Below are 26,673 nucleotides of genomic sequence, written 5' to 3'. Positions count from 1 at the left end.
CGGCCGCTCGCCCTCCATGCGAGCCCCGCAGGCCGTGAAAAGCCCGAGGTCGTCGGGACGAGGGCACCGCCAGGGCCCTTGGGCGGGGTGGAGGCTCAGGCTCGCCGCGTTTCGGCTTCGACGGTGTCTTGGGCGAACCGCACGGCGGCGCTGGTGGCGCCCTTCAAGCCCAGTACGGCCCCGTTGGCGTTGAGACCGTCGATGATCAGGTTGATCCGGTCGGACAGGGCCTCCGGGTCCCGCGCTCCGGCGCGCTTGGCGAGGTCGCGCAGGTGCGCCTGCTTGGCGGTGAAGTGGTCCACGATGACCTGGTGGGCGGGGTGGGACTCGTCGGGGAACTCCGCGTAGGCGTTGCGCAGCGGGCAGCCCCGGAAGCCGTCTTCGGCCGCGCGCTCGGCGACCGCGGCGACCAGGGCGACGATCTCCCGGCCGGGGTCGGACGTCTCCGGCCGGGCGGCCTCGGCGACGACCGCGTCCCAGTCGTCCTTGCAGCGCTCCAGGAAGGCGACGACCAGCTCGTCCTTGCTGCGGAACTCGCGGTAGAGGAGGTTCTTGCCGCAGCCGCACTCGTCGATGATCCGCTGGAGCCCCACGGCGTGCACGCCGTACCGGGTGAAAAGGCGCGACGCGGTCTCCAGGATGCGATCGCGCGCCCCCTCGTCGGGCTTTCGGGCCATCGAGCACCTCCGCCGGACCGTTGACCGTCCGCGCACGGATTATAGCGGACTGATCGGTCCGTCGCCCCGGGCGCGAGTCCCCCGGCCGGTTGACACCGGCTCCACCGTCCATCAAGGATGGGGACCGTTCGGTCCGGGACCGATCGGTCCGCAACTTGTGAGGAGTCGTACGTGGACACAACGGGTTCGATGGCCGCCGACGACGGCGGCAGGCTGGGCGGACGCGCCTGGGGCATGCTGCTGGTGCTGTGCGGAGCGCTCTTCCTGGACGCCCTGGACGTCTCGATGAAGGGCGTCGCGCTGCCCTCGATCGGCGCGGACCTCGGCATGTCCACCCGCTCGCTGCAGTGGGTGGTGAGCGGCTACGTGCTCGGCTTCGGCGGCTTCCTGCTGCTCGGCGGCCGGGCCGCCGACCTGCTCGGCAGGCGCAGGATGTTCGTCCTCTCGCTCGCCGCGTTCCTGGTCGCCTCGGCCGTCGGCGGCATCGCCGGCAACGGCGAGGTCCTCATCGCCTCCCGCTTCCTCACCGGCGTCAGCGCGGCGTTCTCCGCTCCGGCCGGGCTGTCCATCATCACCACGAGCTTCGCCGAGGGGCCGGCCCGCAACAAGGCCCTGTCGGTCTACAGCGCGACGGGTGCGTCCGGCTTCGCTCTGGGCCTGGTCGTAGGGGGCCTGTTCACCGAGCTGTCGTGGCGCTGGGTCTTCTTCGCCCCGGTCCTGATGGCCGTCGCGACCCTCCTCGGCGCCCTCTGGCTGGTCCCCCGCACCGTCCGGCCGGAGGGCCCTCGCCAGGGCTTCGACGTCGCCGGCGCCATCAGCGCCACCGCCGCGATGCTCCTTCTGGTGTTCACCCTGGTCGAGGCGCCCCAGGCGGGCTGGGGGTCGGCGCGCACGGTCGGCTCCCTCGTCGCCACCGGCCTGCTGCTCGCGGTCTTCGCCCTGATCGAACGCCGCGCGCCGGCGCCGCTGGTCCGCCTTGGCCTGTTGCGGTCGGGTCCGGTCATCCGCGCCAACCTCGGCGCGATGGCGCTGCTGGGGAGCTGGGTGTCCTGCCTGTTCATCCTGACCCTCTACATGCAGCAGGTCCGCGACTGGTCGCCGCTGGAGACCGGCCTCGCCGTCGCCCCCTCCGGCCTCCTCGTCGCGCTGCTGGCACCGCGGGTCGGCGCCCCGCTGGTGGGACGCTTCGGCGCGTTCCCGGTGACCCTCGCCGGGCTGGCGGCGGCCGCCCTGGCGTACGCCCTGCTGCTGCCGCTCGGCCCCGACTCGGCGTACGCGCCCGCCATGCTTCCGACGTTCCTGCTGGTCGGCGTGGCGTTCTCGTTCGCCTACGGGCCCCTGAACATCGCCGCGACCAACGGCGTTCCGGCCGAGGAGCAGGGTGTCGCGGGCGGGCTGGTGAACACCTCGTTCCAGCTCGGGCCCGCGCTCGTCCTCGCGGTCGTCACCGCTGTCGACGACGCCGCCGCCGGACCCGGCACGGCGCCGTCCGATCTGCTGGACGGCCTGCACGCGGCGCTGGTCGTGCCACTGGTCGCTGCCCTCATCGGCATGGCGGCGATAGCGCTCGGCGGCCTCGGAAGGTCCCGGTCGCCGCGGCGCCCGGCGCACGGCTCCGACTCCCGGACCCGCCAGTCCGTTCCGGCCCCCTGAACCCCGACCTGCCGGACGAGGCCTGGCGGTAGACATGCGAGGGGCGCCCACCGCTTGGTGGGCGCCCCTCTTCGTCTTGGTGTGGCTACTTGAGGAAGGGGAGGCGGCGGACCAGTGGGGTGCCGGCCCACCAGCGGCCCAGGCCCAGGGTGTCGCCGGCGCTGACCAGTGCCAGACCGACCGCCAGCAGAGCGTAGACCAGGTGGTCGTCCATGAACGGGTTGTTCTCCGGAGGCAGGACCGCCGCCCACATCATGACCAGCAGCGCCGCCCCGGCACCGGCCGCGATGCGCATCCCGATCCCCAGCACCAGCGCCGCGCCGATCCCCGCCAGCCCCAGCATGAACAGCCAGTCGGCCCAGGCCAGCCCGGCCAGATCGTTGTAGAACCCGGCCAGCGGACCCTTGGGGGCATGGGCCAAGAACCCCTCGGTGGGGCTGCCGCCATCGATCCACCCCTTACCGGATGGGGTCTCATGCCCCAGCCCGAACGCCTTGTCCAAAAACGCCCAGAAGAACACCCACCCCAGCGCGATCCGCGCGACCGCCCACACATACCGCGCGGCCGGCGACTCGGTGATCGGCCTGGCCGCCACCACCTTCAGACTCACCAGAGCCCGGCGCCCGCTGATCCTGTGCTCGGAGACAGCCATTGTCGCCCCCACCCTTCCATCGAACCCCGAACTCCTGCCACTGATCATTCAACCCACCCCGAACCACCCCCCACAGGTGCATTCGCCCCACCCTTCAAGGGACCTTCGTCCCACAATGAAAATGCTGCTCTGATACGGGAGCCCGGACTTTGATCCGGGAGCAGTCGCTCCTATCGGAAGCGGCTCTCCATGCGTCGGCGGATCCGGCCGGGTGTCAGCTTCGGGCCCGGATCGACAGCGCCAAAGCCGGACACATCTCGGCGGCCCGAGCGGCCCCCCGCAGGAGCCGGGACGGGATGGCCTCGCCGGTGATGACGGGGTAGCCGAACCGGTCCAACTCGATGAGTTCCGGAAGCAGATGCCGGCAGAGCTTGTGGCCGGCGCAGCGCGACCAGTCGATGGCCAGTTGGGCCCCCGACTCCTCCTCGGTCCGCTCCCCCGGGACGGGAAGGAACCGGCGGGTGGGACGGCCGCATCCGCCCTTGGTCAGGTGCGCGTCGACGTCGTCCTGGAACGCCTTGAGCGCCGAGAGCAGGAAGCGGGTCGTCCCGTCGGGGTGGCTGCACGCCCCCCGCCCCCGCACGGTCGCGCTGCCGTTGCGGATCGCGGCGAGCGCCTCGTCACCGGTGTTCCCGGCGGCCAGGGCGCCGAGGGACTGGGCGATGGCGGGCAGGCCCAGCCGGCAGGGGCCGCACTGCCCGGCGGACTCGGCGCCCATGTAGGCGGCGACGCGGGCGACCTCGCCGACCGGGCACGTGTCCCGGGGCAGCGGAACGATGATCCCGGCGCCGAGCGCGGCGCCCGCCGCCGTCATCGACTCCCGCGAAACGGCCGCGGTCGCCGCCTGCGCGGGGGTGAGCCAGGCGCCGTGGTACCCGCCGACCATGAGGCCCTGCCCGGCGTCGGTGCCGCATCGGCGCAGCACGTCGGCGAGGGGGACGCCGGTCGGGGTCTCCACGACGACGTGGCCGCCGTCGGGGACGGTGACGGTCAGCAGGACGGTGCCGGGCTCGGCGGACGTGCCGACGGACCGGTAGCCCTCGGCGCCCAGTCCGGCGAGGACGGCCAGCTGCGCGAACGTCTCGGCGTTGGACAGCAGGGTCGGCAGCCGGTCGACCCCGCTCTCGGCCGCCCTGACCTTGCGCCCGGGCGGTATGGGCGTCTCGCCGTTGACGCCGCGCACCAGGGCGCCGCCCTCCCCGGTGATGAACCGTTCCGGCAGCTGGACGACCCGGGCCCGGTCGTCCAGCCCGGACTCGGCGACGGCCAGCCGCAGCGACCGCGCGGCCGGCCCCTCATCGGTGATCCCGATGACGAGTTCCCGGGCGCGCAGCGCCCGGACCGCGAGCAGCGCGCCGTTCAGCACCAGATGCGGGACGTGCGCGAGCAGCGCCTTGTCCTTGGAGCTCGCCGGCTCGCCCTCGGTGGCGTTGACCAGTACCACGCAGGGCCGGTCGGACCGGGCCGCCGCCTTCCGCACGGCGGTGAGCTTGCGGGCGAAGGGGAAGGCGGCTCCACCCCGGCCGCGCAGGTCGACCGCCTCGGCGAGGGCCACCAGGTCGGACACCGAGAACCGGGCCGGGACACGGTGCACGCGCCGGTGCGCGGCGGCGTCCAGCCGGGAGACCCGGTCGAGCCCGGCCAGCAGCCGGGGACGGCCGATCGTCGTCACTTGGGGGACGGGGCTCACGGGCGGCTCCTCGACCAGCGGCGGGCCTCATCCTTCAGCTCCGCCCAGAACTGCTCGTCGGGCACTCGGGCGACGGCGTCCGGCGCCGGCTTGGCCGCAGGCCGGGCCGGTGACCTGGGGACGGCGGGCTGCGCCGGTCGCGGCCGGGTCGCGCGGCGGTGCCGGGCGGCGATGGCGAGGCGCAGCAGCACCAGGACCACGACCACGGCCGCGCAGGCGAGATAGCTGAACGTCACCCAGCTCTTGGCGGCGCGGCCGGCGTTGAGGCCGTGGACGAGGGCGACCGGCCAGCACACGTAGACGCTCAGGTGCAGCAGCCGCCACGTCCAGACCCGGCCGGCGCCGATGAACCGGCCGCGCGCGACGCCGATCAGGAACGCCAGGATCATCAGATCGCCGGCGACCGGGCCCAGCGAGACCATCAGGCCGTGCCCGCGCAGCCCGGCGGCGGGCAGGACGGCGTCCAGCGCGGTCGCGTGCCGTTCCAGGATCTTGAGGGTCACGTGCACGGCCAGGAAGCTCATCGACAGGGTGGCCGTGGCCCGGTGCCCGGACTGGGCGACGATCCGCAGCCGGACGGGAGTGAACCGGCCGCTCGCCAGCAGCCCGAACACCACCGCCCCGGTCAGCCCGACCAGGGTGAACACCCCGGAGAAGAACTCCAGGAACGCCTGCACGCCGGCCAGCGCGCTCGCTGCCGGAGCGGTCCGCCCGGCGGCGGCCGCGGCGGCCAGGCCGGCGGCGAGCAGCAGGAACGTGCGCACCCGCCGGCCGGTGCCGGACGGCAGGGTGTCGGAGGAGGAGGTCGCGCTCATGACGCCTTCCGCATCAGAACGCCGACGCTGCGGGACGGCGCCGGAGCCGTGGGGCTGAGCCTCGCCGACGGCGCCGGGGAGGCACCGGGGGCGACGCCGAGGTTGAGCAGCGGGTCCCCCGCCTGGATCCGCGACCCGGGGCGCTCCGCCCGGACCGGTCCGGATGCGGGCACGTCCAGGGTCCAGCCGCCGATCCGCAGGGAGTCCAGCGGCACCGGGCGGCCGCCGGACAGGACCCCGAACACCACCGCCGCGGCCCCGTCCACGTGCGCGCCCGTGCAGGACTCCTCGTTCCCGGCCGTCCCGAGGTAGGCGCCCTGCTGGACGACCGCCCCGTCCTTGACGTTCGCGAGCGCGGACATCTGGGAGTACGTCGAGGCGAGCCCGTTGGGATGGATCAGCAGGAGCATGCCGTGGGCGGGCTCGCGGCTGCACAGCCGGTACAGGCGCCCCGATCCGGCCGCCAGCACCCGCCCGTCCCCGCCGGTGAACGCGACCAGTTCCGCGCTGCCCGTGGGGCGCATGGTCCACGACTTGCCCGCCCCCCAGGGCAGTGACAGGCCAGTGTCCTTCGACGCCGCCGCCTTGCCGTACGCGGCCAGGAACGACCGCTCGGCCTTCGGGACGACGCTGTCCGGCGCTTGCCGCGCGTAGGCGGTGAAGCTCTCGGAACCGGTCACGGCGACGTGCCAGCCCGTCTTGGCGCGGCGGGCGATGAACAGCGAGGCGTCGGGAGGGGCTTCCACGCCCTCGGGGGGAGTGAGGACGGAGGAGCCGAACGCCCAGCCGCGCGCCGGGTCCGACCGGGACAGCAGGACCCTGGGCGCCGCCGGGGCGTGGCCCCCGAAGTCGCGGCGCGCGAGCGGCGCGCGCTGCCGCAGGACCACGGCGCGCACGGTGCGCACGAGCGGCGTCGACTTCGCCGCCGGCCGGGCGGGTTCCGAGGGGTGCGAGCCATGCACCGGCCGCGTCCGGCCGGAGGCGGGTGCGGACGCCCGTGCCGGCCCGCTCCGCGCGGGCGCCACCGTCTGCGCCACGACGGCGGACAGGACGAGCAGGACGGCGCTCGCCCCGGCACCGCCGAGCCACGTGATGCGGTTGGCGAGCGGCAGTATCGACCGGCCGCCCGGTTGGTGGCTGGACATCACCGGACCAGAGTCGCGTCCGAGCCGATAAGGCGGCGCTGCCTCCAGGTTAAGGCTGGACTAAGAAGCGCGGCCCCGAGGCGGAACCCCGAAACGGACCATGACCCGCGCGCCTTCGGCCGGGGACACGCCGAGTTGGAGACTGCCGCCGCTGGCCTCGGCGGTGCGCCGCACGATGTCCAGCCCCAGCCCGGTGGACGACGCGGTGCTGACGCCGCGGCGCAGCAGGTGGCGGGCGCCGAAACCCGGTCCGGCGTCGTCCACCGTCAGGTAGACGGCGCCGCTGCGCGGTTGCAGCGCCACGGCCAGCGCGCTCCCTTCCGGCGTGTGCGAGAAGACGTTGCCGAGCAGCGCGTCCAGGCAGGCCGAGAGGTCCTCGGCGCGCACCTTGACCGGCAGCGGACCCGGCGGGACGTCCAGGTCCACGCGGCGGTCCTGCTCGTCCGCCAGCGCCGACCAGAACTCCACCCGTTCGGTCACGATCGCGGCGGCGTCCGCGCACGGCGCCTCCGTCCGGGCCGGTCGGCGGGTGGTGTTGATGAGGTCGGTGACGGTGCGTTCGAGCACGCCCACCTGGTCGCCGATCCGCTCCGCCTCCGCGGGGTCGCTGAGCGTCTCCGCCTCCAGCCGCAGCACCGTCAGCGGCGTCCGCAGCCGGTGCGACAGGTCCGCCGCCGACTCCCGCTCCCGGGCCAGCAGCTCGCCGATCTGGGCCGCGAGGTCGTTCAGGCCGATCGTCACGTCCCGGATCTCCGGCGGCCCGCCCGGCGCGACCCGGACGTCCAGGTCCCCGTGCGAGACCCGCTTGGCCAGGTCGGCCAGCAGGGCGATCCGCCGCACCAGCGAGCGCGCCAGGCGGTCGGCGAGCACCAGGCTCACCGCCAGCAGTCCGCTGCTGAGCGCGGCCAGGATCCCCCACGCCCGCGTCACGCCCGCCCGCATCTGGCGGTCGGACACGAAGGTCCGGATGACCGCCGTCCCGCCGGGCACGCCGAGCACCGCCACCAGGATCTCCTGTCCCCCGGGCGTGTCCACCGTCAGGCTCTGACCGCGCTCGGCGAGCCGCACCCCCGGGTCGCGCGCGGCCGGCGCCCCGCTGACCCGCCCGTCCGGCCACAGCACCGTCATCGGGTGGCCGGTGGAGGCGTTCTGCTGCAGTGCCAGCTCGACCGTCCCCCGGTCGCCCGCGGCCACGACGGGCGCCAGCGACTGCGCCCGCACGTTGGCCGCCGCCAGGGTCCGGGTCCGCGCGACGTCCTGGACCAGCAGCGCCAGCGGGACGAGGAACGCCACCAGTACCAGCACCACCGTCGCCGCCACCAGCAGCGTGATGTGCCGCCTCACGTCGGATCGACGATCTTGATGCCGGAGCCGCGGACCGAGCGCAGGTACCGGGGCGCCGAGGCCGTCTCGCCCAGCTTGCGGCGCAGCCAGGCCACGTGCACGTCGATCGTCTTGTTCGCCCCGCCCAAGGGCACCTGCCACACCTGCGTCAGCAGCTCGCGTTTGGAGACCACCTGCCCGGGGCGCGAGGCCAGGTAGTACAGCAGGTCGAACTCCTTGGGCGACAGTTCGAGCGTCCGCCCGTCCAGCACCGCCTCGCGCGCCGCCGCGTTCATGCGCAGCCCGCCCACCTGGACCGCCGGCGCCGCGGCGTCCGCGCCCTCCGAACGGCGCAGGACCGCCCTGATACGGGCGTCGAGCTGCCCGGCGCCGAACGGCTTGACCAGGTAGTCGTCCGCGCCGGCGTCGAGGATCCGCTCGATCTCGCGCTCGTCGTCGCGGGCCGTCGCGACGATCACGGGGACGGCGCTGACCGCGCGGAGCATCCGCAGCACCTCGGCGCCGTCCAGATCCGGCAGGCCGAGGTCCAGGATCACCAGGTCGGGCCGCGCGGTGACGGCCCGCCGGATCCCTTCCATGCCGGTCGGGACCGACGCCACCGCGTGCCCGCGCTCACCGAGCGCCCGGACGAGCCTGCCGCGCACCTCGATGTCGTCTTCCACGAGCAACAGTTGGACCACGCGGCAACGCTAGACCGCCCGCGCCGCCGGCACCGGCCGGATCACCCCCTTACGGGGGCCTTAAGGGCAACTTAACCGACCCTTAGCCACGAACATGCGACAGTCGGCACATGTCCAAGCACAGCGCGCTCGCCGCCATGGCGTGGGCGGCGGCCGCTGTCATCGCGATCATCTCGGGCATGGCGGCGATCTCCGCGGTGGGCTCCGGCATCACCGACCGCGGCACCGAGCCCATGAGCCCGCGCGAGGTGGAGGCCGCGCTGGCCGCCCCCACGGCCGGACCGGCCCCGTCGCCCTCGTCGCCCGCGGCGCCGCGGCCCTCGCGCCGCCCGGCTCCGACGGTCACGGTCACCCAGAAGATCACCACCTCCGTCACCAACCTCGCCTCCGAGGCCGGCGACATCGTCGCCCGCTGCAACCACGGCTCGGCGTACCTGGTCTCCTGGACGCCCCGGCAGGGTTACAGCGTCGGCGACAGCCGCCGCGGACCGCAGGGCCCCGTCTTCGTCCGGTTCCGCTTGTCCGCCCGCCAGGTCACCATGGTCGTCGCCTGCCGCGGCGACCGCCCCTTCGCCACCGTCCGCAGGGAGCGCACGGACCGCACCGGCGAGCATCCCGATGACCGCACGCATACCGAAGACCCTTACCACCACCATTCCGAGAGCCGCGAATAGCCTCGTCCGGCCTGGTGGTGCACGGTGAGGAAGGCGCGACCACCCGGTCCCGATTCCAGGGACGATCCGCTCCCGGCGCCGCTGCCGGAACGCGGTCGATGTGATGTTCCGCTTGGATCTGACGCTGTTCCTGGGTAGTCGCATGTCAGGCCGGGCGTGGCCATCGGAGACAGAGGATCGGGGACAAGTGCTGGTAGCGGGTCGATGGCGCCGTCGCGGGTCGCCGACATCGCAGCGCAGGCGGCGGCCGGGCTGTCCGCCGCGCACCGGCAGGGCGTCGTCCACCGCGACGTCAAACCGGGAAACCTGCTGCTCGCCGCCGACGGCACCGTGAAGATCGCGGACTTCGGCATCGCACGGTTCACCGGCGAGGCGTCGGCGGCGCTCACCATGACCGGGCAGGTGATCGGCACCAGTACCTATCCGGCGCCCGAACGGGGCCCGGGCCGTCCCGCCGGGGCCGCCTCCGACGTGTACTCCCTCGGCTGCGTCCTGTACGAGTTGCTGACCGGGCGACCGCCGTTCCAGGGCGACAGCGCCGCCGCCGTCGTGTACCAGCACGTGGACGCCGAACCCGTGCCGCCCCGGCACCTGTGCCCGGGTTTGCCGGCACACTGAAACCAGCCAAGAGGCCGGCCAAGCACAAGCAGGGCAAGCACGAGCAAGGCAAGCGCAGGTGAGCCGCCCGGTTTCGCTGGAGGCTGCACACCGGCCCACCTGAACTGCCCATACCTCCCGGCTCGGGTAAGAGATCCCTTATGCTCGCCGCATGCAGCTCGTGGCAATGGGGGACGGCACCCCGGCGGTCCTCGCGGTCGGGCCCCGGGCCGTCGGCGTGTTCGCCGTCGGGCAGGAAGCCAGCGGGATCATCGCCATCGGTCAGATCGCCACCGGTGTCATCGCTGTCGGCCAATTCGCGCGGGGCGTCGTCGCCGTCGGCCAGCTCGCCATCGGGGCCGTCGCGGTCGGCCAGGGGGCCTTCGGCCTCTGCGCCGCGGGGATGGGCGCCATCGGAGTCGTCTTCCAAGCCGGGTTCGGTATCGGCGGGACCAGCGCGATCTCATCCAAACTCGGCTTCTGGGGCAAGCTCCACGTCGACCGGGTGTTCGACCCGCACGCCCGCGGCCCGATCCTCGAGAACGGCGGCCTGCCCGGCTGGCGGGTCGCGCTCGCGCTCGTCGGCACGCTGATCCTCGCCGGGGCCTGGTGGAAGATCACCGGCGAGCCGCTCCGGGCGGCGATCCGGGAAATGTGATCAGGCGAAGAGCAGCAGGCAGAGCAGGACGATCAGTACCAGCCCGCCGAGGGCGTTCAACCAGACCGGGATCCGGCCGAACAGCTCCTCCCCGCCCGGAGACAGCGCCGGAAGCGTCCCGGCCTTGCCGCTCCTGCCGCTCCTGCCGCTCTCGCGCCGACGCGTCATCAGCCCGCCTCCGCCAGCCCGCCGGGCAGCAGCGTGAGCCCGGTTCTGCGCGCCTTCTCCACGCTGCGCCGCAGCGCCTCCTCGAGCTTCTTCGCCTCGTCGGTGAGCCCGTCGATCTCCGCGACCGCCAACTCGTCCCGGACGGTCCGCGCGAGCAGTTCGCCGTAGGCGTCGCTGCTGTCGGCCAAGCGCTGCAGGGTCTTCCACTGCAGGAGCGCCCGATCGGCGGCCGTCACCTGCTCGGCGTACCGCTCGATCGCCTCGATGCGCTCGGTGACCGAGGCCGTGGCCAGCTTCAGCGCTTTGGCCTGCGGGGCCATCATCTGGGCGAGCTCGGCGCTCTGCCCGGCCAGGCGCGCCGTCCGCTGCTCCTCCGACAAGCGGCTGATCTCCTGAAGGGTCTGGGCGACCTCCCACTCCTGCGCCGGCAACGTGACGGTGTTCCGCAGATCGTCGAGCAGGCCCTCCTTGGTGACCTCGGAGGTCAGCACCACCCGGATCGCCCGCTGGACCCGCCCGAGCAGAGCGGCCGTGGCGGTGTCGAGGTCGCCCGGCACCACGTAGGAGCCGTGGAGCCGCCGCGCGAGGGAACCGGCACGGCCCTGACCGCACCGGGCCAGCAGCACACCGAACGCGACCACGGCCGCTCCCGACAGGACGAGGACGCCGCCGGGCGCGAAGATCAGCACCGCGCCCGCCACGACCTGCCCGATCGCTCCGGCGATCAGAGCCTTGCGCCCGTAGAACGGAGCGACGACGAGGGGCAGAAGTGCCCACAAGGGGGCATTCCAAAGGCTGAAGAGCACATCCCGGGGGGTCCGCCCACCGACCGGCCCCGACGGCCGCACTCCGGCGGCGGGGTGCAGCAACTCAGGCCGCGCCTCCAGCAGGGCGCGGTCCTCCGCCGCGATGAGCGGGTCGAACGAGGGTCTGACGGTCACGGGAGTATCTAAGCACTTACCTCCTCGGGAACTAAGGGGTCCGTTTCTCGGCGCATCCTCGATCAGCGCAACGGGGAACGTCCGACCCGCCGTCGCTCGCGCCCTAGGCGGCGTCGATGGCGTCGACGAAGTCGAGGACGGCCTTCGCCAGCTCTTCGGGAGCCTCCATCGCGGCGTAGTGGCCGACGCCGTCGAGCTGGACGGAGGTGACTCCTGCTGACGCGACCTGGGACATGCTCCTGGCCGTGAACGCGCCGCCGCCGGCCCCGACCGCGAGCACGGGCACGTTAAGCCCGGAGGACTCGGCGAGCGCCTTGAGCTCGGGCCCTTCTCGAAGCAGCGACCGGTAGAGGCCGGTCGCGCCGCGCCAGCCGTCCGGGCGTGCGTAGGCGCGGGCGAAGTCGTCGATGTCGGCATCGGTGACCGCACCCGGGACGGCGGTCATGGACGGGAACGCGTACTGCGCGAGGAACTCGCGCTCGCGGCCCGCCAGGAGCATCTCGGGTATGCCGGGCGCGGCGAGGACACCGATGTGCCAGGCCCCGCCGTGAGCGACGTCGGCCAGCATCTCCCAGCCGAAGCCGGGCAGGCCCGTCTCGATCGCGGTGAGGCTGAGCACGTCCTCCGGGTGGGTGGCGGCCAACCGGAAGACCGTCGCCCCGCTGATGTCCTGCCCGGTCAGGTGGACCGGGCCGAGGCCGAGGTGCGCGATCAGCTGGTGCAGGTCCTCGGTCGAGGTCCTGCTGTCGTAGTCGCCCGGCGCGGTGTCGGAGTCACCGAAGCCGCGCAGGTCCACGGCGAAGACCCGGTGGCCGACGGCGAGCAGGGGGATGAGCTTGCGGAAGGCCCGCCATGTCTCGGGGAACCCGTGGACCAGCAGGACCGGGGACCCGGCGGTCCCGGCGGCGGCGTAATGCAGGGTCGTTCCGTTGACGTGGGCGCGGTGGTGGGTGATCTCGGGGACCGTGAGGCCCGCCGGTGCGGTGGCCATGTCTCTCCTCATTTCGACAGCCTGGCTGTCCAATATAGCCAGCCAGGCTGTCTTTTGTCCACGGTCATATCCTTCTCGCATGTCTCGTTCTGGCGCTGATCTCGCGCTGCTGCTGCTCGGGGGCTTCCGCACGCTCGTGGACACCGCCACCGCCGAGCTGGCCGACCGCGGCCACGAGGACGTGCGTCCTGTCCACGACTTCGCCATACGGGCCATCGCCGCCGGCGCCGACAGCGCCTCGGAGCTGGCCCGCCGCCTGTCGATCACCAAGCAGTCGGCCGCGAAGACCATCGCCGTCCTGCAGGAGCGCGGGTACGTCACCCGCGACACCGACCCGCGCGACGCCCGCCGCAAACGCCTTCAGGTGACCGAGCTCGGCTTCGACGTGCTGCGCCAGGGCGAGGCGATCTTCGAGGAGCTCCGCGACCAGTGGGCGCAGCGCATCGGCGCGGCCGAGCTGGAGCGGCTCGAAGACCACCTCAGGGCGCTGGCGGGCGCGCAGCCGGTCCGCTTCGACACGCCGGCGTGGATCGCCCGCGACGTCGGCGAGCCGGCCTGAGCATGCTCGGCCTCGTCAGGAGGAGAGATCGCTGATGGCGCCGCCCACCAGCTTCGCGGCGAGGATCAGGCAGATCACCGTCATGATCGCCGAGTTGTTCCGCTCCATCCAGAGCTTGAGGCCGTCGAGGATGTGCTCGGAGCGCTCCTTGAGCGCGAAGTAGAGCACGACCGGCGCTCCGGTCCCGAGCGCCCCGATCACGACGAAGACCGCGAGCGCCGCGGCCTGCGCGCCGGCCGAGACGTCCGTGCGCGCGATCGCCGCCGCCGCGGCGATCACGAGCAGCAGGTTCTTCGGGTTGACGGCGGACAGCGCGATCCCGAGTGCCCCCGCCTTGACGGGGGTGAACGAGTCGACCGCGTGCAGCCACTTCGGCAGCGACACCTCCTCGTCGCCGCGCGGCCGGCCGCGCCACTCCTTCACCGCCACCCACAGCAGCAGCACGCCGAGCGCGAGATCGAGCGCGCTGGCCCACTCGGCCGGCTGCCCCTGCTCGCTCGGGCCCGCGCCGCCCGACACCAGCAGCACGACCGTGCCGACCAGGGACAGCCCCAGGATCCAGCCCAGGAGCAGCGCCGGCCCGTTGGACCGCGCCCTGGGAGTCGCGAGCATCAGCACCACACCGATGATCGGAAACGGGCTCAGGGCCACCCCGACGCCGTACGACAGAACCTGACCGATCGCCTCGCCCACGGCCGTCTACCTCACGTCGGCTCGACCTCGCCCGGCCGCCAGGTCTTGTCGAAGAACGGCGGCAGAGGGCTGTAGAGCCGCAGGACCACGAACCATCCCTTGCCCGGCACGGTCTGGATCCAGTTGCCCTCCGGCACGCCGTCGGGCCGGTCGGACCCGAAGTGCACCGTGGTCGTGCCGTCCGCGGCGGCGGCCGCCGCCGGGGTGGGATAGTCCTGGCTGCCGGCCCGGGGGAAGCGTTGCGGTGTGGAGAGCATCGAGCGGGTCTGGTTGTCGTAGACGGTGCACGACCAGAAACGGGCGGCGGGGATGTCCGGCGGGAGCACCAGGCGGTAGTGCCCGCCCCCGTCGAGTGCCCGGCCATGCCGGTCCGCGAAGGCGAACAGGTACTGCGAGCCGATGCCGGGCAACGGTGCGGTGAACGCCGGGCTGATGCCCACGCCCAGGTACCACCACCAGGTCCGCAGGTTCAGCTTGCGGGCGCCGTCGCTCGGACGGAGCTCGACGCCCCGGTCGGTGATGTCCGGAGGCGGGGTCATGAAGTCGTAGCCGGACACGAGCAGGCCGTTGACCCACTGGGAGGACGCGCCGTAGAAGTGCGCCCCCTCCTCCGGGCGCGGGCGGCAGGCGAGGGTACGGGCCGTCGCGTTCCCCACCGCGGCCGCCTCGGCGAGGATTCCGCGCATCCGCGAATCCGGCTGGAAGGGCCGGTCCTTGGCGATCCCAAGGGCGGCCAGAGCACCGGCGATCTCGGGATCGAGCGCCTCGGCCGGCTGGTCGTGCACGAGCTCGCTCGCGAGGTCGAAGTAGGTCGCGTCCGCGGGTGGGACCGTGTTCACGGCGAACCCGGTGCCCTCGACGAAGCGCGGCGGGTCGGGCCTGCGGAGCGCGGCGGTCCACGTCTGAGCGGTCCACGGCGACGGCTGGGCCGTGCCCCCGGTGACGATCTCCCCGATGCCGGTTCCGAAGAATCCGGGGGCGTAGCGGTGGATGCGCAGCCCGTCCTTGATGCGCGCGACCGCCGGCTTCGGGTCGTCCCCCTCCAGGAATGCCCGCCCGCCCAGGAGAAGCCGCGTGGTGCGGGTCGGCTGGGTGAAGTAGCCGCCCTGCGGAAGGGGGCCCTCATAACCGGGCGGGAGGAAGAGGTATTTGCCGCCGGCCCCGCGATCCGGCCCGGCCATACCGGGGTCCGCGACCCAGCGGAACCACATGTCATTGACGAAGCACAGGGAGAGGGGCGGCATTTCCACTACCAGCGGGCCCTCAGTCAGGTCGAGAAACGTCACGAAATAGACGGTGTCCGCGTTCCCTGTCAGCACGAGCGTCTCGGAATCCATGAACTCCGAGAAGAGCAGGACGTCGTGGTCCCTGATCCCGGCCTCGAGGAAGCCCTTGCGCGCCGCCCACACGTTGACCCCGGAGTACGCGTCCAGGAACGCTCCGACGGCGTGCACATGGTCCAGATGGTCGTAGACGCGGTCGGCGGTCTCGTCGGTGGGCATGCCCAGCGGGAATTCCAGAGTGCCCAGACGCGTCTCCACCCGCTCGGGCGTCGAGAGCGACTCCAGGACCTGGGGCGGGATCCGTCCGGCTTGCTGCAAAGCATCGCTCCGTTCTCGGGAGAGGGCTCCCCTCGCCCACGAGCCGTACCTGCCGCGAACCATCACCAAACGCAGTGTCCTGAGTCATTGGTTTCTCGCTGGCCGAAAGATGAACGATCGCCGCCGTGGACAGGGCCACCCGTCGTCGCGGGCGCCGCGGCGCCGCCGTGTCGGCCGGCCGTCGTCGCCGGGCCATTCGCCGGTCATGGTGCGTTGGTTCGGACGCGCAGAGAATTCCCCATGAAAAAATTCCTATGGGCGGCGCAGGTCATGGCGGCCGCCGCCGCCGTCGGACTGGTCGTACCGGGCACCGCCGAGGCTCAGGCCGACCGCGGCCGTCCGGTCACGTTCGCCCTGCTCGGTGACACGCCCTACGGCGACGCCCAGCGAGCCGCCTTCCCGGCGCTGGTCTCGGACGTGAACGACGACAGGAAGATCCGGTTCGTCCTGCATGCGGGCGATGTCAAGAACGGCTCGTCCACGTGCGACGACGCCCGGTTCGCGGATCTGGCCGGGCTGTTCGGCACCTTCCAGGCCCCGTTCGTCTTGACGCCCGGCGACAACGAGTGGACCGACTGCCACCGCACCGCCGCCGGCGGCTACCTGCCGACCGAACGCCTCGACAAGGTCCGCAAGGTCTTCTACCCCGTGGCGGGCAGGACCCTGGGCCGCCGGCCGATGGGCGTGTCCAGCCAGGCCACCGACCCCCGGCACCGCGCCTACCGCGAGAACGTGATGTTCAGCCGCGACCGGGTGGTGTTCTCCACCCTGCATGTCGTCGGCAGCGAGAACGACCTGGAGCCGTGGGCGGACCTGCCCGGCGGCGACCGGCCCGCGCCGCGGCTGGCCGAGTTCGAGGCCCGCAAGGCCGCCGCCCTGGACTGGATCGACACCACCTTCGCCAAGGCGAGCCGCACCCACGCCCCTGGAGTGCTGCTGATGATGCAGGCCGAGCCGACGGCGTCGCCCGGATTCGCCGAGATCAGGGAGCGGATCGTCCAGCGCTCCAGGGCGTACGGAAAGCCGGTGCTGCTGGTCCATGGCGACGAGCACCACTATGAGGTGGAGCCCGCGTACGCCGGGGTCCCCAACCTGACGCGCCTGGAGACCTTCGGGTCCACTGCTTCCCAGTGGCTCCGCGTCACGGCCGACCGGAACGACCCGAAGGTGTTCACCTGGGAGCCCCAGACGGTCCCCGCCGGCTGACTCCTCCTCCACGCGCGCGCTTCCGGCTCGGCGATCCTGCCCCGCTGCTCTCTCGACCGTGCGCACACCCGGCGTCCGCGTCCCCGGTGCGGTCATGCACCGGGGATGCGGCGTATCAGTCGCCGCCGTGCCCCTGGGGCTTGCGCTGGTGGCGGCGGCACCGCGGGCTGGCCCGGCTCGGGTTCGGGTACTGGGATGTTCGACGCCGCCTGGGCGGCACGGCGGGCTACCGCGGTCGGCGAGATCTCGCTCAGGCCAGGGCGGGCATCACATTGCCCGCTGGGTTGCGGCGCTGGCGTGCCGTCTGCACAAACTGCACGAGCAGGCGCGTGAGGAGGGCCTCGACAGCCGCGACGAGAGCCTTGGCGAGGATGCTGGCGAGGAGGTCCGACATCGAAGTTCTCCAACAGGAAGACGAAAGATTACCTTTTGTCCGTTATGCCGGGTTACGGCTTCCCTTGGGGAACCAGAACTTGGCCAGAAGGTGAACATTGGCCCATGACCGGTTAATGCCTTGTGCGGGGGGCGGGCGCCGATGGCCGGGCGACCGTGTGGGCGGGACCGCCGGCAGCGGGCACGCCCTGCGGATCCGAGGGCGGCGATGGCCCAGCCATCGGGAAGCAGCAACCGATAGCCGAAGCAGTGGGTCGGTGATGGTCCCGGGCGGTCAGCCGCAGCTCGTCCGGGCGGCGTGCATGACGCCTCGGTCAACCTCTCGATCAACGCGATGCCTGGTCATCGGGTCGCCGGTGACGGCGTGTGGCCAGGTCGTGGTGCCGTTGTCCGGGGGGCATCAACCAGCCGACCGTCCTCCTACTGCCTGCGCCCCGTCTGCTCATGCCGCTGCTCGTCGGAGCGGCGTGCCCGCTTCGCGACAGCGACCCCGACTCCGATCGCTGCGGCAACCGGCCATTCCACGACACCGAACGCGGCCAGGGCGCCCAGCCCGGCGTAGTAGACCAGCCGGCCCGGCGGCCGAATGAACGAGGTCACGGTCTTGCCCGCCGTCACCATGTCGTCGCCGCTCACCGGAAGGGTCGGCGCCGGCACGTCCACCTTGTGGACGGTGAAGTGCGGGGCGACGAGAGGGACGCTGACCGTCCGGTGCGCCTTTTCGGTGCTCTTCTTCGCCGCGGGCCGCCTCGCAGGGGCGGCCCGGCCCTTGGTCTGGGGCTTCTCCTTCTGCGGCGCACGACTACGCGTGGTGGTGGTCGTGGTCCTGGCTTTTTGGGGCGCTGCCATATCGGCCTCCTGGAGAGGATCTCGGCCTCTCATCGTCCGAAGACGGGCCTGCTGTCTGCGAGTCCGCTAGGGCCGCCTACCCATGGCATCAGCGCCACAATCACCACGTTGCACCGCGTTTACGGTGGTTTAAGAACTCTTCTCCGTCGCCCCCAGCGTGCTCCCGCGCCCAACGCCCAGATCAGCGTTTGCGGTTGTAGGTGGCGATGGCCATGGGGCAGAAGACGATGAGGGTCGTCGCCGACCAGATGAGGGTCAGGGGTACGGAGTCGTGGGCCGGGGTGCCGGTGAGCAGAGTGCGGCGTACTGGCCGGCCAGCCCGATGAGCGGCCGGACCGCGGCGGCGTCCTGGACGACGTCGAGTCCACCGACGCGCGCGATGCCCTCGTCGGGGTCCGTCAGCGTCGCCAGGACACGGATCGCCGTGGTCTTGCCCGCACCATTCGGTCCCAGCACGCCCAGCACCGTTCCGGGGCGCGCGTGCAGATCGACCCCGGCCAGGGCCGTGGTGCTCCCGAACCTCTTGACCAGTCCTTCGGTCTGGAACGCGTATTCCTCCACGCGCCTGCCCTCCTCTCGCGGTCGCGTCCCCCCTCGGTCCCGGAAGGACGACCGGAGTTCAGATGGTGCCATCATTCGGATGATGTGAGTATCTTGGAGCCTCGTGGAGTTGTGGGAGTGGTGGCGATGGCCCGGCTGACGCGGGTCCAACAGCAGGCACGCACACGCGCGTCGGTGCTGGCGGCGGCCAGGCAGGAGTTCATCGAGCAGGGCTACGCGGGGGCGAAGATCGACCAGATCGCGTCGCGGGCGCAGTTGACCCGGGGGGCCGTCTACTCCAACTTTCCCGGCAAGCGGGCGCTGTACCTGGCGGTGCTGATCGAGATGGTCGAAGGCACCGACGTCGCGGAGCCTCCGCAACGGCCGGAGTCCGCGGGCGATGCGCTCGGCTCGTTCGCCCGGGCGTGGTTGGAGCGGTTGCCGCTGACGGGCGACACGGCGCCGGAAGGCCGCCTGCGGCTGCGCTCACTGGCGGAGGTCGTCGATGACGAGCAGAGCCGCACCGTGCTGGCACAGATCGCCCGGCTGGAGGCGCTGCTGCTGGCCATCGGGCTGGAGAGCTGCGGACGGAACGGCTCCGCATCGCGGCAGGTCCGGCTCGCCGAGCTGGCACTGACGTTGCTGGGCGGATCCGCCCTGCTCGCGGAGATGGCACCCGGTTTCGGCGACCCCTTCGACCGGGCCCGCGCCTGCGAGCATCTGGCCGGCCTGCCCCTGGCCGACACCTGGGCGCCGCCGTACCTGCCCTTCGTCAAGCCCGCTCGTACCAGCCGCGACGTCTGGTCCCCGCCGGGGGGACTCACCGATCGGCTCACCGGCGATCGCATCGACCTCCGCGCCGACGGGCTGGTGAGCGTGGTGGGCGCACACCGGATGGAGGCGGCCGAGGACGCCGTCCGGTCGGCTCGGTCCGGCGAACGGGTCACGGTGGCCGTCGTCACCAGTGACCCCGACGAGACGGGACTTCTCCTCCGGCTGAGAATCGCCGACCTCGCCTCCTGCCTGCGCCGCGTGTTCCCCACCGAGATCTGGCGGCGCTTCCGGCTGGTCATCGGCGACGACGCGGACGCCGTGGCGACGTCCATCGGCCTGGCCGGCACCGACGACACGACCGAGGCCGCGGTGCGGATCCAGGCCGGGGCGATCGTCGCCCGGGCCCACGGCCGGGGAGCCGCCCACGCGGCCGCCACCGCCGGCACCGTGCGCGCGACGTCGCGGGAGGCGGGAACGTGACCTCGCCGGGACCTTCTTCGACCGACGGCGACCTGCTGGTGCTGCACGCCCTGCGCTGCTGCGGCCACACGGGCACCGCCCGCCTGGCGGCCGCCACCGGTATGGACGAGTCCGCGGTCGAGTCCGAGCTGATCGACCTCGCGGTCGCCGGGCTCGTCGCCTACGAGTCCGGTGTGTTCAGCGCCTGGGGGCTGACGGACGCCGGACGCCTCGCCGCCGGCGAGCGCATCACCGCGCAGCTCCGATCGGACGGCGCCCGCGCGGCCGTGGCCGGGGCGTACGAGCGGTTCATGGTGCTCAACCCGGAGCTCCTGGACCTCTGCACGGCCTGGCAGCTGAGGCCTGTCGACGGCGTCACGACCGTCAACGACCACGGTGATCCCGCCTACGACGCCCGTGTCCTCGGCCGGTTCGCCGATCTGGACGAGCGGGCCGCGGCCGTCTGCGCCGACCTGGCGGCGGTGGTGCCGCGCTTCGGCCTCTATCGGGAACGCCTTGCCGACGCCCTCGCCCGTGCCGCCTCGGGGCAGCTGGAGTACGTGGCCGACCACATCGCGTCGTACCACACCGTGTGGGCCGAGCTGCACGAAGACCTGCTCGCCACCCTCGGGGTCCCCCGGTGAAATGGATCCGCCAGATCTCCGCCGAGGTCGAGGACCCCGCCGAGACGCTGGGCGCCAAAGCACACGGTCTGGTGTCACTGCACCGCTTGGAACTACCGGTGCCCGCCGCATTCGTCGTCACCACCGAGGCATGCCGGGCCTTCCTCAGCGAAGGAAGCCTGCCCGCCGGGCTCGACACCGAACTCGCGGCCGCGATGAGCGCCCTGGAGGCCGCGACGGGACGACGTTTCGGCGGTGACCGGACGCCGCTGGCCGTATCGGTCCGCTCGGGGGCGAGCGTGTCGATGCCCGGCATGATGAACACCATCCTCAACCTCGGTCTCACGACCGGAGCTGCGCAGGCGCTCGCGGCCGAGACCGGCGACGAGCGGTTCGCCCGCGACTCGCGGCTGCGGTTCCGGTCCGGATTCGCCTCCGCGCTCGCCGACAGCGGCGCCGCCGGGCGCCTCGGTGGGGCGGTGCGCGCGACCAGGGCGGACCGGCGGCCGCGCGGGGAGACGATTCCGGACGATGCGTTCCGGCAACTGGAGTTGGCGGTCGAGACCGTGTTCTCGTCGTGGGAAGCCCCGCGCGCGCGGACCTACCGTGAGCTCCACGGCATCCCGCACGACCTCGGCACCGCCGTGATCGTGCAGGCCATGGTGTTCGGGAACCGCGACGAGCGCAGCGGCTCCGGAGTGGCCTTCAGCCGCGACCCCAACACGGGGAGGAACGTCCCGTTCGGTGACGTCCTGTTCTGTCGCCAGGGCGAGGACGTCGTCTCGGGCCGATCGGCGGCTCGGCCCCTGCACGAACTCCACTCGCGGGAACCGGCCGTGTGGGCCGCCCTGACCGCTGCCCTGGCCCGGCTGGAGCGGCACTACCGCGACGCCTGCTACGTCGAGTTCACCTTCCAGGCCGGCGAGTTGTGGCTGCTGCAGGTCCGGCCCTGCCGGTACGGCGGCGCCGCCGGCGTGGGCGTCGCGACCGACCTGGCCGACGAGCACCTGATCAGCCGCCGCGAAGCGCTGCGTCGTGTCTCACCGCACCATCTCGAGCACGTCCGTACACCGCGCGTCGCGGCCTCCGCGCAGACCGACGTGCTCGCCCGGGGGGTGGGAGCCTGTCCCGGCGTCGCCACTGGCAGGGTCGCCACCACGACGGAAGCGGCGGTACGGATGGCCGCCGACGGTCCCGTCGTCCTGGTACGCCCGGAGACCTCCCCGCACGACATGCGCGGCCTGGCCGCGGCCGCGGGCATCGTCACCGCTCTCGGCGGGCCGGCCAGCCACGCCGCGGTCGTCGCCCGAGCGATGCACAAGCCCGCCGTCGTCGGCATCGCCGACCTGGAGATCGACGCCGGCGCCTCGGTGACGGCCGGTGGACGCACCATCGGCGAAGGCACCCTGGTCACCATCGACGGGAGCAGCGGGACGGTGGCCCTCGGCAGCCCCCCGACCACCACCGGCACGGCCGACCCGCGTCTGCGCCGACTGCTGTCATGGGCGGACGAGGTATCGGGCGACCACACCGAACGCGACGAGGCCCGACGCCTCAAAGCGGCCCACGCCGCATTGGGCCGCACACTCCAAGGATGATCACGCGGAGGAGCTCGGCGATGCCGCCGGGCAGGCCCTACACCGGCACGGCCGCCGACGCCGACGACCCGCTCGTCATGACGGCGATCGAGCACCTCACCCACCGCTACGCCGCCCGCGCTGGGCGGCAGGCCGCCGAGGCTTGGCGCGAGCGCCTTGCGGTACTGGACGCCCGCACCGCCGCCCGCCCCACCCGCCTCTCACACCAGCCCTGAGGACGCGAGCCGAGACCCACCGGGCATTCGTCAGATGGGTACGGCGGCGTTGTGGTCGGTCAGGCCGGCGGCGGTCAGGGTGAGGTGCTGGGTCAGGACCTCGGCCGCTGTGTCGGCGTCGCGGGCCAGTGCCGCCTCCTCCAGCCTGCGGTGCTCGCCAACGGCGTCCCGGCCGGGAGCGCGGAGCGCCGACAGGCGGCGCGCCAGTTCGCTCGCCGTCCACAGCCGGTCGAAGGTCTCCAGCAGGACGGGGTTGCCGCACCCGTCCAGCAGGGTGCGGTGGAAGACCCGGTGGGCCTCGGCCCAGGCGTCGCTGTAGTACTCGCCCTCCTCCGGCACGTGCGTCGGGGTGCGGGCCAGCCGGTGATGGGCGGCGCGCAGGCGGGCCTCCCAGTCGACGTCACCGCGCTCGATGGACATGCGCAGCATGACCGGCTCGATCGTCCGGCGGGCCTCCGCGATCTGCTGCCAGCGGAGGGCGGAGAAGGCCGGGACGGCGAAGCCGCGGTTGGGCAGCCGCTCGGCCAGCCCCTCGCCGACCAGCCGCACGAGCGCCTCGCGCACGACCGCCAGGCTCACCCCCTGCTGTTTGGCCAGGTCCTGCGGTTTGAGGGCGGCCCCGGGGGCGTGCCGGCCATGCATGATCGCGTCCCGCAGGTGCGCGTGGACCTGCTCGGAGAGCATCTGCTTCCCCGACGGGGGCGGGGTGTGGAGCGGCTGACTCATGGACGCCAGCATAGACGATTCGGAAGATAATCGATTATTAGTGTTATGGTCGATTCACAGCGGACGGACGGCGGCGCCGTCGCGGCCGCGTGCTGCCGGCCGTCGTCGACCGCATCTCCGCCGCCCGTCACGATTCGAAAGGAAGACGCGACATGAGCGCCAACGACCCCTTCGCCCGCCTCCCCGAGGCGGCGTCCTTCTCCGTGACCAGCACCGCCGTCGCCGACGGTGGCGTCTGGCCGCCCGAGCAGTTCTCCTCGGGCGTCCCCGGCGGCAAGGACCTCTCACCGCAGCTGTCCTGGAGCGGTGCCCCGGAAGGCACCAAGAGCTACGCCGTCACCGTCTACGACCCCGACGCCCCCACCGGGTCGGGGTTCTGGCACTGGGCGGTCGCCGACATCCCCGCCGAAGTCACCGAACTGCCCGAGGGCGCCGGCGACGACACCGGCTCCGGCCTGCCCGAAGGCGCCTTCCAGTTGCCCAACGACGCCCGCGCGGCCCGCTACATCGGCGCCGCGCCTCCGGCCGGGCACGGCCCGCACCGCTACTTCGTCGTGGTGCACGCCCTCGACGTCGCCTCGGTCGGCGTCCCGGCCGACGCCACCCCCGCCCTCCTCGGCTTCACCATGACCGGCCACATCCTCGGCCGCGCGGTCCTGACCGCCACCGCCGAGACCGCCGCCTGATGAACGGCAGTGAGGGTGGCTCTCGACCGCGAGAGTGGTCGAGAGCCACCCTCACCACATCGAGGCACGGGGCAGCCGCAGGCGGCTCAACGTTGTTGTAGTCGCCGGCACAGCGCGGGGACGGCGCGTGCTGATGCCCGCGCCGTCCGCTGTGTCAGGCTTCGGCGGTCCGCTTGGGCAGCTTCCAGCCGGGGCGGGGGAAGTGGCAGGTGTAGCCGTTCGGGTACTTCTGCAGGTAGTCCTGGTGCTCGGGCTCGGCTTCCCAGAAGTCGCCGGCGGCGGACACCTCGGTGACGACCTTGCCCGGCCACAGGCCGGACGCGTCGACGTCGGCGATGGTGTCCTCGGCGACCTTCCGCTGCTCCTCCGAGGTGTAGAAGATCGCGGAGCGGTAGCTCGTGCCGATGTCGTTGCCCTGCCGGTTCACGGTCGTGGGGTCGTGGATCTGGAAGAAGAACTCCAGCAGCGCCCGGAAGTCGGTCTGGCCGGTGTCGTAGACGACCTCGATGGTCTCGGCGTGGGACCCGTGGTCGCGGTAGGTGGCGTTGGGCACGTCGCCGCCGCTGTAGCCGACGCGCGTGGAGACCACTCCGGGCTGCCGGCGGAACAGCTCCTCCATCCCCCAGAAGCAGCCGCCCGCGAGCAGGGCCCTCTCGGTTGCCATGTTCTTCGTCCCCCTCGTCTCCTTTGTCGATGACTACAGCGGTCATCGCCTCGGCGCTATTCCGCGCCGCTCAGCTCGCCTCGCGCCGCTTCTTCCATTCGGCGACGACGGCCTCGACGTGTTTGCGGATGTCGTCACTGCGGTCCGCGCTGCCGTTGACGTCCCGGCACGCCTGGTCGTACTCGGCCCACAGGGCGTCGTCGGCGAGGCGGAACTTGCGCTGCGGACTGCCCGGTGTAGGGATGTCAGCCGCCCAGCTTCGCGACCAGCGAGCGCAGGTGAGGTGTCGCGGCGTTCTCCTGGCCGCGCTTCACCCATTCCGCGATGTGTTCGCTGACCAACTCGGCGAGGCTCGCGCGCTCGTCGTCGCTGAGGTCCACCGTGATCGTGGTGTTGGTCCGGCAGTCGTAAGCCGTGAAGAGGATGTCCCCGACGGCCTGTTCGGCCGCGGGAGGCTTGCGGTTGCGCTGAGCATGCCAGTCGGCACTGTTGTTGACGACGCCCCAGCCGTGCAGGGCTTCGTAGTTCGTGAGTTCGAGCCTCATGGGGCCGGCACCTCTCGCTGCAAGGGTGTGGCCACACCCCTTGCGACCACTCTACGCAGGTGTGCGCACCCGGAGTGAGGAGCCGGACGCTCAGGCGTCGCTCGACAGGCCGACGAACATCGTCCGGTGGAGCTGCACGACATGATCGTGGGCTATGCCTGCCGCCGCGGCCGCGTCGCGCCGGCGAATCGCCAAGACCAGGGCCCGGTGCTCCTCGTTGGATCGCCGCAGCGTCTCGAGCGGGTACGGCAGGTAGTAGTGGTACAGCTCGCGCAGCACCGCGCCGTACGGTTCGACGGCCGACGGGGCGCCGGTCGCGGCGGCGACGGCGAGGTGGAACCGCTCGTCGCAACCGTGGAACTCCGCCCAGTTCGGGGCCCGGTCCATGTCCGCGACGAGGTCGTCGAGGGCCGCGACCGCCGCGGCGTCGGCGTCCCTGGAGGCGAGGTAGGCGATGCCGCATTCGAGGGTCAGGCGGTGGTCGATCAGCCGGTGCACGTCGACGGCGGCGGACCGGTAGGCGTTCATGGCCGCGACGGCCTGCCGCCTGGGGTGCTCGGCGACGAGGGTGCCGCCGTTCCGGCCGCGCCGCCGTTCGAGCAGCCCGTCCTCGCAGAGGGAGACGAGCGCCCGCCGCACGGTGATCTCCGCGACGTCGAGGGCCCGGGCGATCTGGTCACTTGGGGGAAGCCGCTCGCCGGGAGCCAGCAGCCCGAGTTCGACCGCGAGCGCGATCCGGGCCCGTACCGTCTCCAGCGCCGAGAGCCGCCGGATGCCGCTCAGCGCCGGCGCGCGAAGCCTTTCGGTGGTCGCACGGTCGCCCGGCTCGGACGCGGCAGGGGGGACGGGCATGGCCTCACTCTAGCCATCCCGCCGAAGATTCCCGGTCGGCCGGTCTTGGATAACTGCTCATTTTGCTCTATTTTCTTTCCCAGTCCCCAGAGAGGCGGATGACCGTGGCCCGACCCCTGCCCATCACGCTCGCGCAAGTGCCGCCGCACCCGCTCACGGCGCCTCTCGCCGACTACGCCGCCGAGGCCCGTGACCTCGTCGCCCGGTTCCGGCGAACGCGCGCCTTGGTTTACCCGGAGCTGCACCTGTGCGGTGTGGACGTCGCGCGCGGGGACGTACGGCGGCAGGTGCGGGACGCCGCCGAGCCGCTGGACGGGCCGCGGGTGGCGGAGCTCGCCGAGCTGGCGCGCGAACTCGGGATCTGGCTGCTGCCGGGCAGCGTCCCCGAACGCGGCGAGAACGGCGAGCTGTTCAACACCGCGCTCGCCTTCTCTCCCGACGGCCGACTCGCCGCGTCGTACCGGAAGATCTTCCCCTGGAGGCCCTATGAGCCGTACGACCCCGGTGACCGGTTCGTCGTCTTCGACCTCGACGGCGTGGGCCGGGTGGGCTTCGCGATCTGCTACGACATCTGGTTTCCCGAGGTCGCCCGGCACCTGGCCTGGATGGGCGCCGAGCTGATCGTCAACCCGGTGATGACCACGACGAAGGACCGGGCGCAGGAGCTGGTCCTCGTACGCGCCGCGGCCATCGCCAACCAGGTCTTCGTCGCGAGCGTGAACACCGCCGGCCCCACCGGCACCGGCCACTCCCTGGTGGTCGACCCGGAGGGCGCCGTACGCGCCGAGGCCCCCGGCGACGCCCCCGCCGTCCTCACCGACCTGCTGGACCTGGACGAGGCCACCCGCGTCCGTACAGCCGGCACGGCCGGACTGAACCGCATGTGGGATCAGTTCACCGACGCCGACGTCTCCATCGAACTGCCGCTGTACGAGGGCCGCATCGACCCTCGGCGGTGGCGCCCGGCCGGCCTCCCCCCGTCCGAGACCGACTGAGCCCGTCCCT

30 protein-coding genes and 1 pseudogene are annotated in these 26,673 nt (G+C 72.5%); 12 read left to right on the top strand and 19 right to left on the bottom strand.

What is annotated here, in order from left to right:
* Positions 1-95: 95 nt before the first annotated feature.
* Complete coding sequence (locus AB0C21_RS05125; RefSeq protein WP_500202778.1) at positions 96-677, bottom strand: TetR/AcrR family transcriptional regulator; 582 nt, start codon at positions 675-677, stop codon at positions 96-98.
* Between the two features lie 171 nt (positions 678-848).
* Here AB0C21_RS05125 and AB0C21_RS05120 point away from each other — a divergent pair, with 171 nt between their 5' ends.
* Complete coding sequence (locus AB0C21_RS05120) at positions 849-2,330, top strand: MFS transporter (protein WP_500202777.1); 1,482 nt, start codon at positions 849-851, stop codon at positions 2,328-2,330.
* A gap of 85 nt (positions 2,331-2,415) precedes the next feature.
* Here the strand turns inward: AB0C21_RS05120 and AB0C21_RS05115 are convergent, their stop codons facing one another.
* The 6 genes from AB0C21_RS05115 to AB0C21_RS05090 all read right to left on the bottom strand — a co-directional run bounded on the left by AB0C21_RS05115 (position 2,416) and on the right by AB0C21_RS05090 (position 8,656).
* Complete coding sequence (locus AB0C21_RS05115) at positions 2,416-2,982, bottom strand: hypothetical protein (RefSeq protein ID WP_500202776.1); 567 nt, start codon at positions 2,980-2,982, stop codon at positions 2,416-2,418.
* 214 nt (positions 2,983-3,196) lie between these two features.
* Positions 3,197-4,672 (bottom strand): NADH-quinone oxidoreductase subunit NuoF family protein, encoded by a 1,476-nt coding sequence (locus AB0C21_RS05110; RefSeq protein ID WP_500202775.1) that lies wholly within the window; start codon positions 4,670-4,672, stop codon positions 3,197-3,199.
* A complete protein-coding gene (locus AB0C21_RS05105; RefSeq protein ID WP_500202774.1) occupies positions 4,669-5,487 on the bottom strand; it encodes a hypothetical protein in 819 nt (272 codons plus the stop codon). Before AB0C21_RS05105 ends, AB0C21_RS05110 begins: the two co-directional genes overlap by 4 nt.
* Positions 5,484-6,632, bottom strand: a complete 1,149-nt coding sequence (locus AB0C21_RS05100; protein WP_500202773.1) for a M23 family metallopeptidase — start codon at positions 6,630-6,632, stop codon at positions 5,484-5,486. The genes AB0C21_RS05105 and AB0C21_RS05100 overlap by 4 nt, the downstream gene beginning before the upstream one ends.
* 60 nt (positions 6,633-6,692) lie before the next feature.
* Positions 6,693-7,976: a sensor histidine kinase gene (locus AB0C21_RS05095; protein WP_500202772.1), complete on the bottom strand. Its 1,284-nt coding sequence runs from the start codon at positions 7,974-7,976 to the stop codon at positions 6,693-6,695.
* Positions 7,973-8,656 carry a response regulator transcription factor gene (locus AB0C21_RS05090; protein WP_500202771.1) on the bottom strand — a complete coding sequence of 228 codons (684 nt, stop codon included), beginning with the start codon at positions 8,654-8,656 and terminating at the stop codon, positions 7,973-7,975. The genes AB0C21_RS05095 and AB0C21_RS05090 overlap by 4 nt, the downstream gene beginning before the upstream one ends.
* Positions 8,657-8,766: 110 nt before the next feature.
* Here AB0C21_RS05090 and AB0C21_RS05085 point away from each other — a divergent pair, with 110 nt between their 5' ends.
* From AB0C21_RS05085 to AB0C21_RS05075, 3 genes are all read left to right on the top strand, one after another.
* Positions 8,767-9,330 (top strand): hypothetical protein, encoded by a 564-nt coding sequence (locus tag AB0C21_RS05085; RefSeq protein ID WP_500202770.1) that lies wholly within the window; start codon positions 8,767-8,769, stop codon positions 9,328-9,330.
* A 204-nt stretch (positions 9,331-9,534) separates the two neighbouring features.
* A complete protein-coding gene (locus tag AB0C21_RS05080) occupies positions 9,535-9,948 on the top strand; it encodes a protein kinase domain-containing protein (protein ID WP_500202769.1) in 414 nt (137 codons plus the stop codon).
* Between the two features lie 151 nt (positions 9,949-10,099).
* A complete protein-coding gene (locus AB0C21_RS05075; protein WP_500202768.1) occupies positions 10,100-10,585 on the top strand; it encodes a hypothetical protein in 486 nt (161 codons plus the stop codon).
* Here AB0C21_RS05075 and AB0C21_RS05070 read toward each other — a convergent pair whose 3' ends face one another.
* The 3 genes from AB0C21_RS05070 to AB0C21_RS05060 form a co-directional block, all read right to left on the bottom strand.
* Entirely contained in the window at positions 10,586-10,753 is a 168-nt protein-coding gene (locus AB0C21_RS05070; RefSeq protein ID WP_500202767.1) for a hypothetical protein, read from the bottom strand. It lies immediately after the preceding gene.
* Positions 10,753-11,694, bottom strand: coding sequence for a hypothetical protein (locus AB0C21_RS05065; RefSeq protein ID WP_500202766.1), 942 nt, complete (start codon positions 11,692-11,694; stop codon positions 10,753-10,755). The genes AB0C21_RS05070 and AB0C21_RS05065 overlap by 1 nt, the downstream gene beginning before the upstream one ends.
* A 103-nt stretch (positions 11,695-11,797) precedes the next feature.
* Complete coding sequence (locus tag AB0C21_RS05060; RefSeq protein WP_500202765.1) at positions 11,798-12,685, bottom strand: alpha/beta fold hydrolase; 888 nt, start codon at positions 12,683-12,685, stop codon at positions 11,798-11,800.
* 79 nt (positions 12,686-12,764) lie between these two features.
* On the opposite strand from AB0C21_RS05060, the gene AB0C21_RS05055 reads away from it, so the two are divergent.
* Positions 12,765-13,244: a MarR family winged helix-turn-helix transcriptional regulator gene (locus AB0C21_RS05055; RefSeq protein WP_500202764.1), complete on the top strand. Its 480-nt coding sequence runs from the start codon at positions 12,765-12,767 to the stop codon at positions 13,242-13,244.
* A gap of 15 nt (positions 13,245-13,259) precedes the next feature.
* On the opposite strand, the gene AB0C21_RS05050 is transcribed toward AB0C21_RS05055, so the two are convergent.
* Together AB0C21_RS05050 and AB0C21_RS05045 are read right to left on the bottom strand one after the other, a co-directional pair.
* Complete coding sequence (locus AB0C21_RS05050; RefSeq protein ID WP_500202763.1) at positions 13,260-13,937, bottom strand: GAP family protein; 678 nt, start codon at positions 13,935-13,937, stop codon at positions 13,260-13,262.
* 11 nt (positions 13,938-13,948) lie between these two features.
* The gene (locus tag AB0C21_RS05045) at positions 13,949-15,538 is read right to left on the bottom strand and encodes a DUF1254 domain-containing protein (RefSeq protein WP_500202762.1); all 1,590 of its coding nucleotides are present in this window, start codon (positions 15,536-15,538) and stop codon (positions 13,949-13,951) included.
* A 240-nt stretch (positions 15,539-15,778) separates the two neighbouring features.
* Between AB0C21_RS05045 and AB0C21_RS05040 the strand changes: the two genes are divergently transcribed.
* Positions 15,779-16,744, top strand: a complete 966-nt coding sequence (locus AB0C21_RS05040) for a metallophosphoesterase (RefSeq protein WP_500202761.1) — start codon at positions 15,779-15,781, stop codon at positions 16,742-16,744.
* 250 nt (positions 16,745-16,994) lie between these two features.
* Here the strand turns inward: AB0C21_RS05040 and AB0C21_RS05035 are convergent, their stop codons facing one another.
* From AB0C21_RS05035 to AB0C21_RS05025, 3 genes and pseudogenes are all read right to left on the bottom strand, one after another.
* A complete protein-coding gene (locus AB0C21_RS05035; RefSeq protein ID WP_500202760.1) occupies positions 16,995-17,138 on the bottom strand; it encodes a hypothetical protein in 144 nt (47 codons plus the stop codon).
* Positions 17,139-17,557: 419 nt separating this feature from the next.
* Complete coding sequence (locus tag AB0C21_RS05030; RefSeq protein ID WP_500202759.1) at positions 17,558-17,986, bottom strand: hypothetical protein; 429 nt, start codon at positions 17,984-17,986, stop codon at positions 17,558-17,560.
* 294 nt (positions 17,987-18,280) lie between these two features.
* Positions 18,281-18,547 (bottom strand): annotated as a pseudogene (locus AB0C21_RS05025) (ATP-binding cassette domain-containing protein); the annotation flags it as partial.
* A 126-nt stretch (positions 18,548-18,673) separates the two neighbouring features.
* Here AB0C21_RS05025 and AB0C21_RS05020 point away from each other — a divergent pair.
* The 4 genes from AB0C21_RS05020 to AB0C21_RS05005 are packed head-to-tail and all read left to right on the top strand — an operon-like array spanning position 18,674 to position 22,195.
* On the top strand, positions 18,674-19,780 hold the full coding sequence (locus tag AB0C21_RS05020) for a TetR/AcrR family transcriptional regulator (protein WP_500202758.1): 1,107 nt from the start codon (positions 18,674-18,676) through the stop codon (positions 19,778-19,780).
* Entirely contained in the window at positions 19,777-20,403 is a 627-nt protein-coding gene (locus tag AB0C21_RS05015; protein WP_500202757.1) for a transcriptional regulator, read from the top strand. Before AB0C21_RS05020 ends, AB0C21_RS05015 begins: the two co-directional genes overlap by 4 nt.
* Positions 20,400-21,980 (top strand): pyruvate, phosphate dikinase, encoded by a 1,581-nt coding sequence (locus tag AB0C21_RS05010; RefSeq protein ID WP_500202756.1) that lies wholly within the window; start codon positions 20,400-20,402, stop codon positions 21,978-21,980. The genes AB0C21_RS05015 and AB0C21_RS05010 overlap by 4 nt, the downstream gene beginning before the upstream one ends.
* A complete protein-coding gene (locus AB0C21_RS05005; RefSeq protein ID WP_500202755.1) occupies positions 21,977-22,195 on the top strand; it encodes a hypothetical protein in 219 nt (72 codons plus the stop codon). Before AB0C21_RS05010 ends, AB0C21_RS05005 begins: the two co-directional genes overlap by 4 nt.
* A gap of 30 nt (positions 22,196-22,225) precedes the next feature.
* Here the strand turns inward: AB0C21_RS05005 and AB0C21_RS05000 are convergent, their stop codons facing one another.
* The gene (locus AB0C21_RS05000; RefSeq protein ID WP_500202754.1) at positions 22,226-22,921 is read right to left on the bottom strand and encodes a GntR family transcriptional regulator; all 696 of its coding nucleotides are present in this window, start codon (positions 22,919-22,921) and stop codon (positions 22,226-22,228) included.
* Positions 22,922-23,073: 152 nt separating this feature from the next.
* Here AB0C21_RS05000 and AB0C21_RS04995 point away from each other — a divergent pair, with 152 nt between their 5' ends.
* Positions 23,074-23,607, top strand: a complete 534-nt coding sequence (locus AB0C21_RS04995; RefSeq protein ID WP_500202753.1) for a YbhB/YbcL family Raf kinase inhibitor-like protein — start codon at positions 23,074-23,076, stop codon at positions 23,605-23,607.
* A 154-nt stretch (positions 23,608-23,761) separates the two neighbouring features.
* On the opposite strand, the gene msrA is transcribed toward AB0C21_RS04995, so the two are convergent.
* The 3 genes from msrA to AB0C21_RS04980 all read right to left on the bottom strand — a co-directional run bounded on the left by msrA (position 23,762) and on the right by AB0C21_RS04980 (position 25,668).
* Positions 23,762-24,271: a peptide-methionine (S)-S-oxide reductase MsrA gene (gene msrA, locus AB0C21_RS04990; RefSeq protein ID WP_500202752.1), complete on the bottom strand. Its 510-nt coding sequence runs from the start codon at positions 24,269-24,271 to the stop codon at positions 23,762-23,764.
* Between the two features lie 245 nt (positions 24,272-24,516).
* The gene (locus AB0C21_RS04985; RefSeq protein WP_500202751.1) at positions 24,517-24,816 is read right to left on the bottom strand and encodes a hypothetical protein; all 300 of its coding nucleotides are present in this window, start codon (positions 24,814-24,816) and stop codon (positions 24,517-24,519) included.
* A 90-nt stretch (positions 24,817-24,906) separates the two neighbouring features.
* Positions 24,907-25,668 carry a FadR/GntR family transcriptional regulator gene (locus AB0C21_RS04980; RefSeq protein WP_500202750.1) on the bottom strand — a complete coding sequence of 254 codons (762 nt, stop codon included), beginning with the start codon at positions 25,666-25,668 and terminating at the stop codon, positions 24,907-24,909.
* 104 nt (positions 25,669-25,772) lie between these two features.
* Between AB0C21_RS04980 and AB0C21_RS04975 the strand changes: the two genes are divergently transcribed.
* Positions 25,773-26,663 (top strand): carbon-nitrogen hydrolase family protein, encoded by an 891-nt coding sequence (locus AB0C21_RS04975; RefSeq protein ID WP_500202749.1) that lies wholly within the window; start codon positions 25,773-25,775, stop codon positions 26,661-26,663.
* The last annotated feature ends 10 nt before the right edge of the window (positions 26,664-26,673 follow it).

Origin of the sequence: Spirillospora sp. NPDC049024 (assembly GCF_040649235.1) — a bacterium.
Taxonomy (GTDB): domain Bacteria; phylum Actinomycetota; class Actinomycetes; order Streptosporangiales; family Streptosporangiaceae; genus Spirillospora.
The sequence above is the reverse complement of the archived record's forward strand: the minus strand, read 5'-3'. Positions and strand labels throughout refer to the sequence as shown.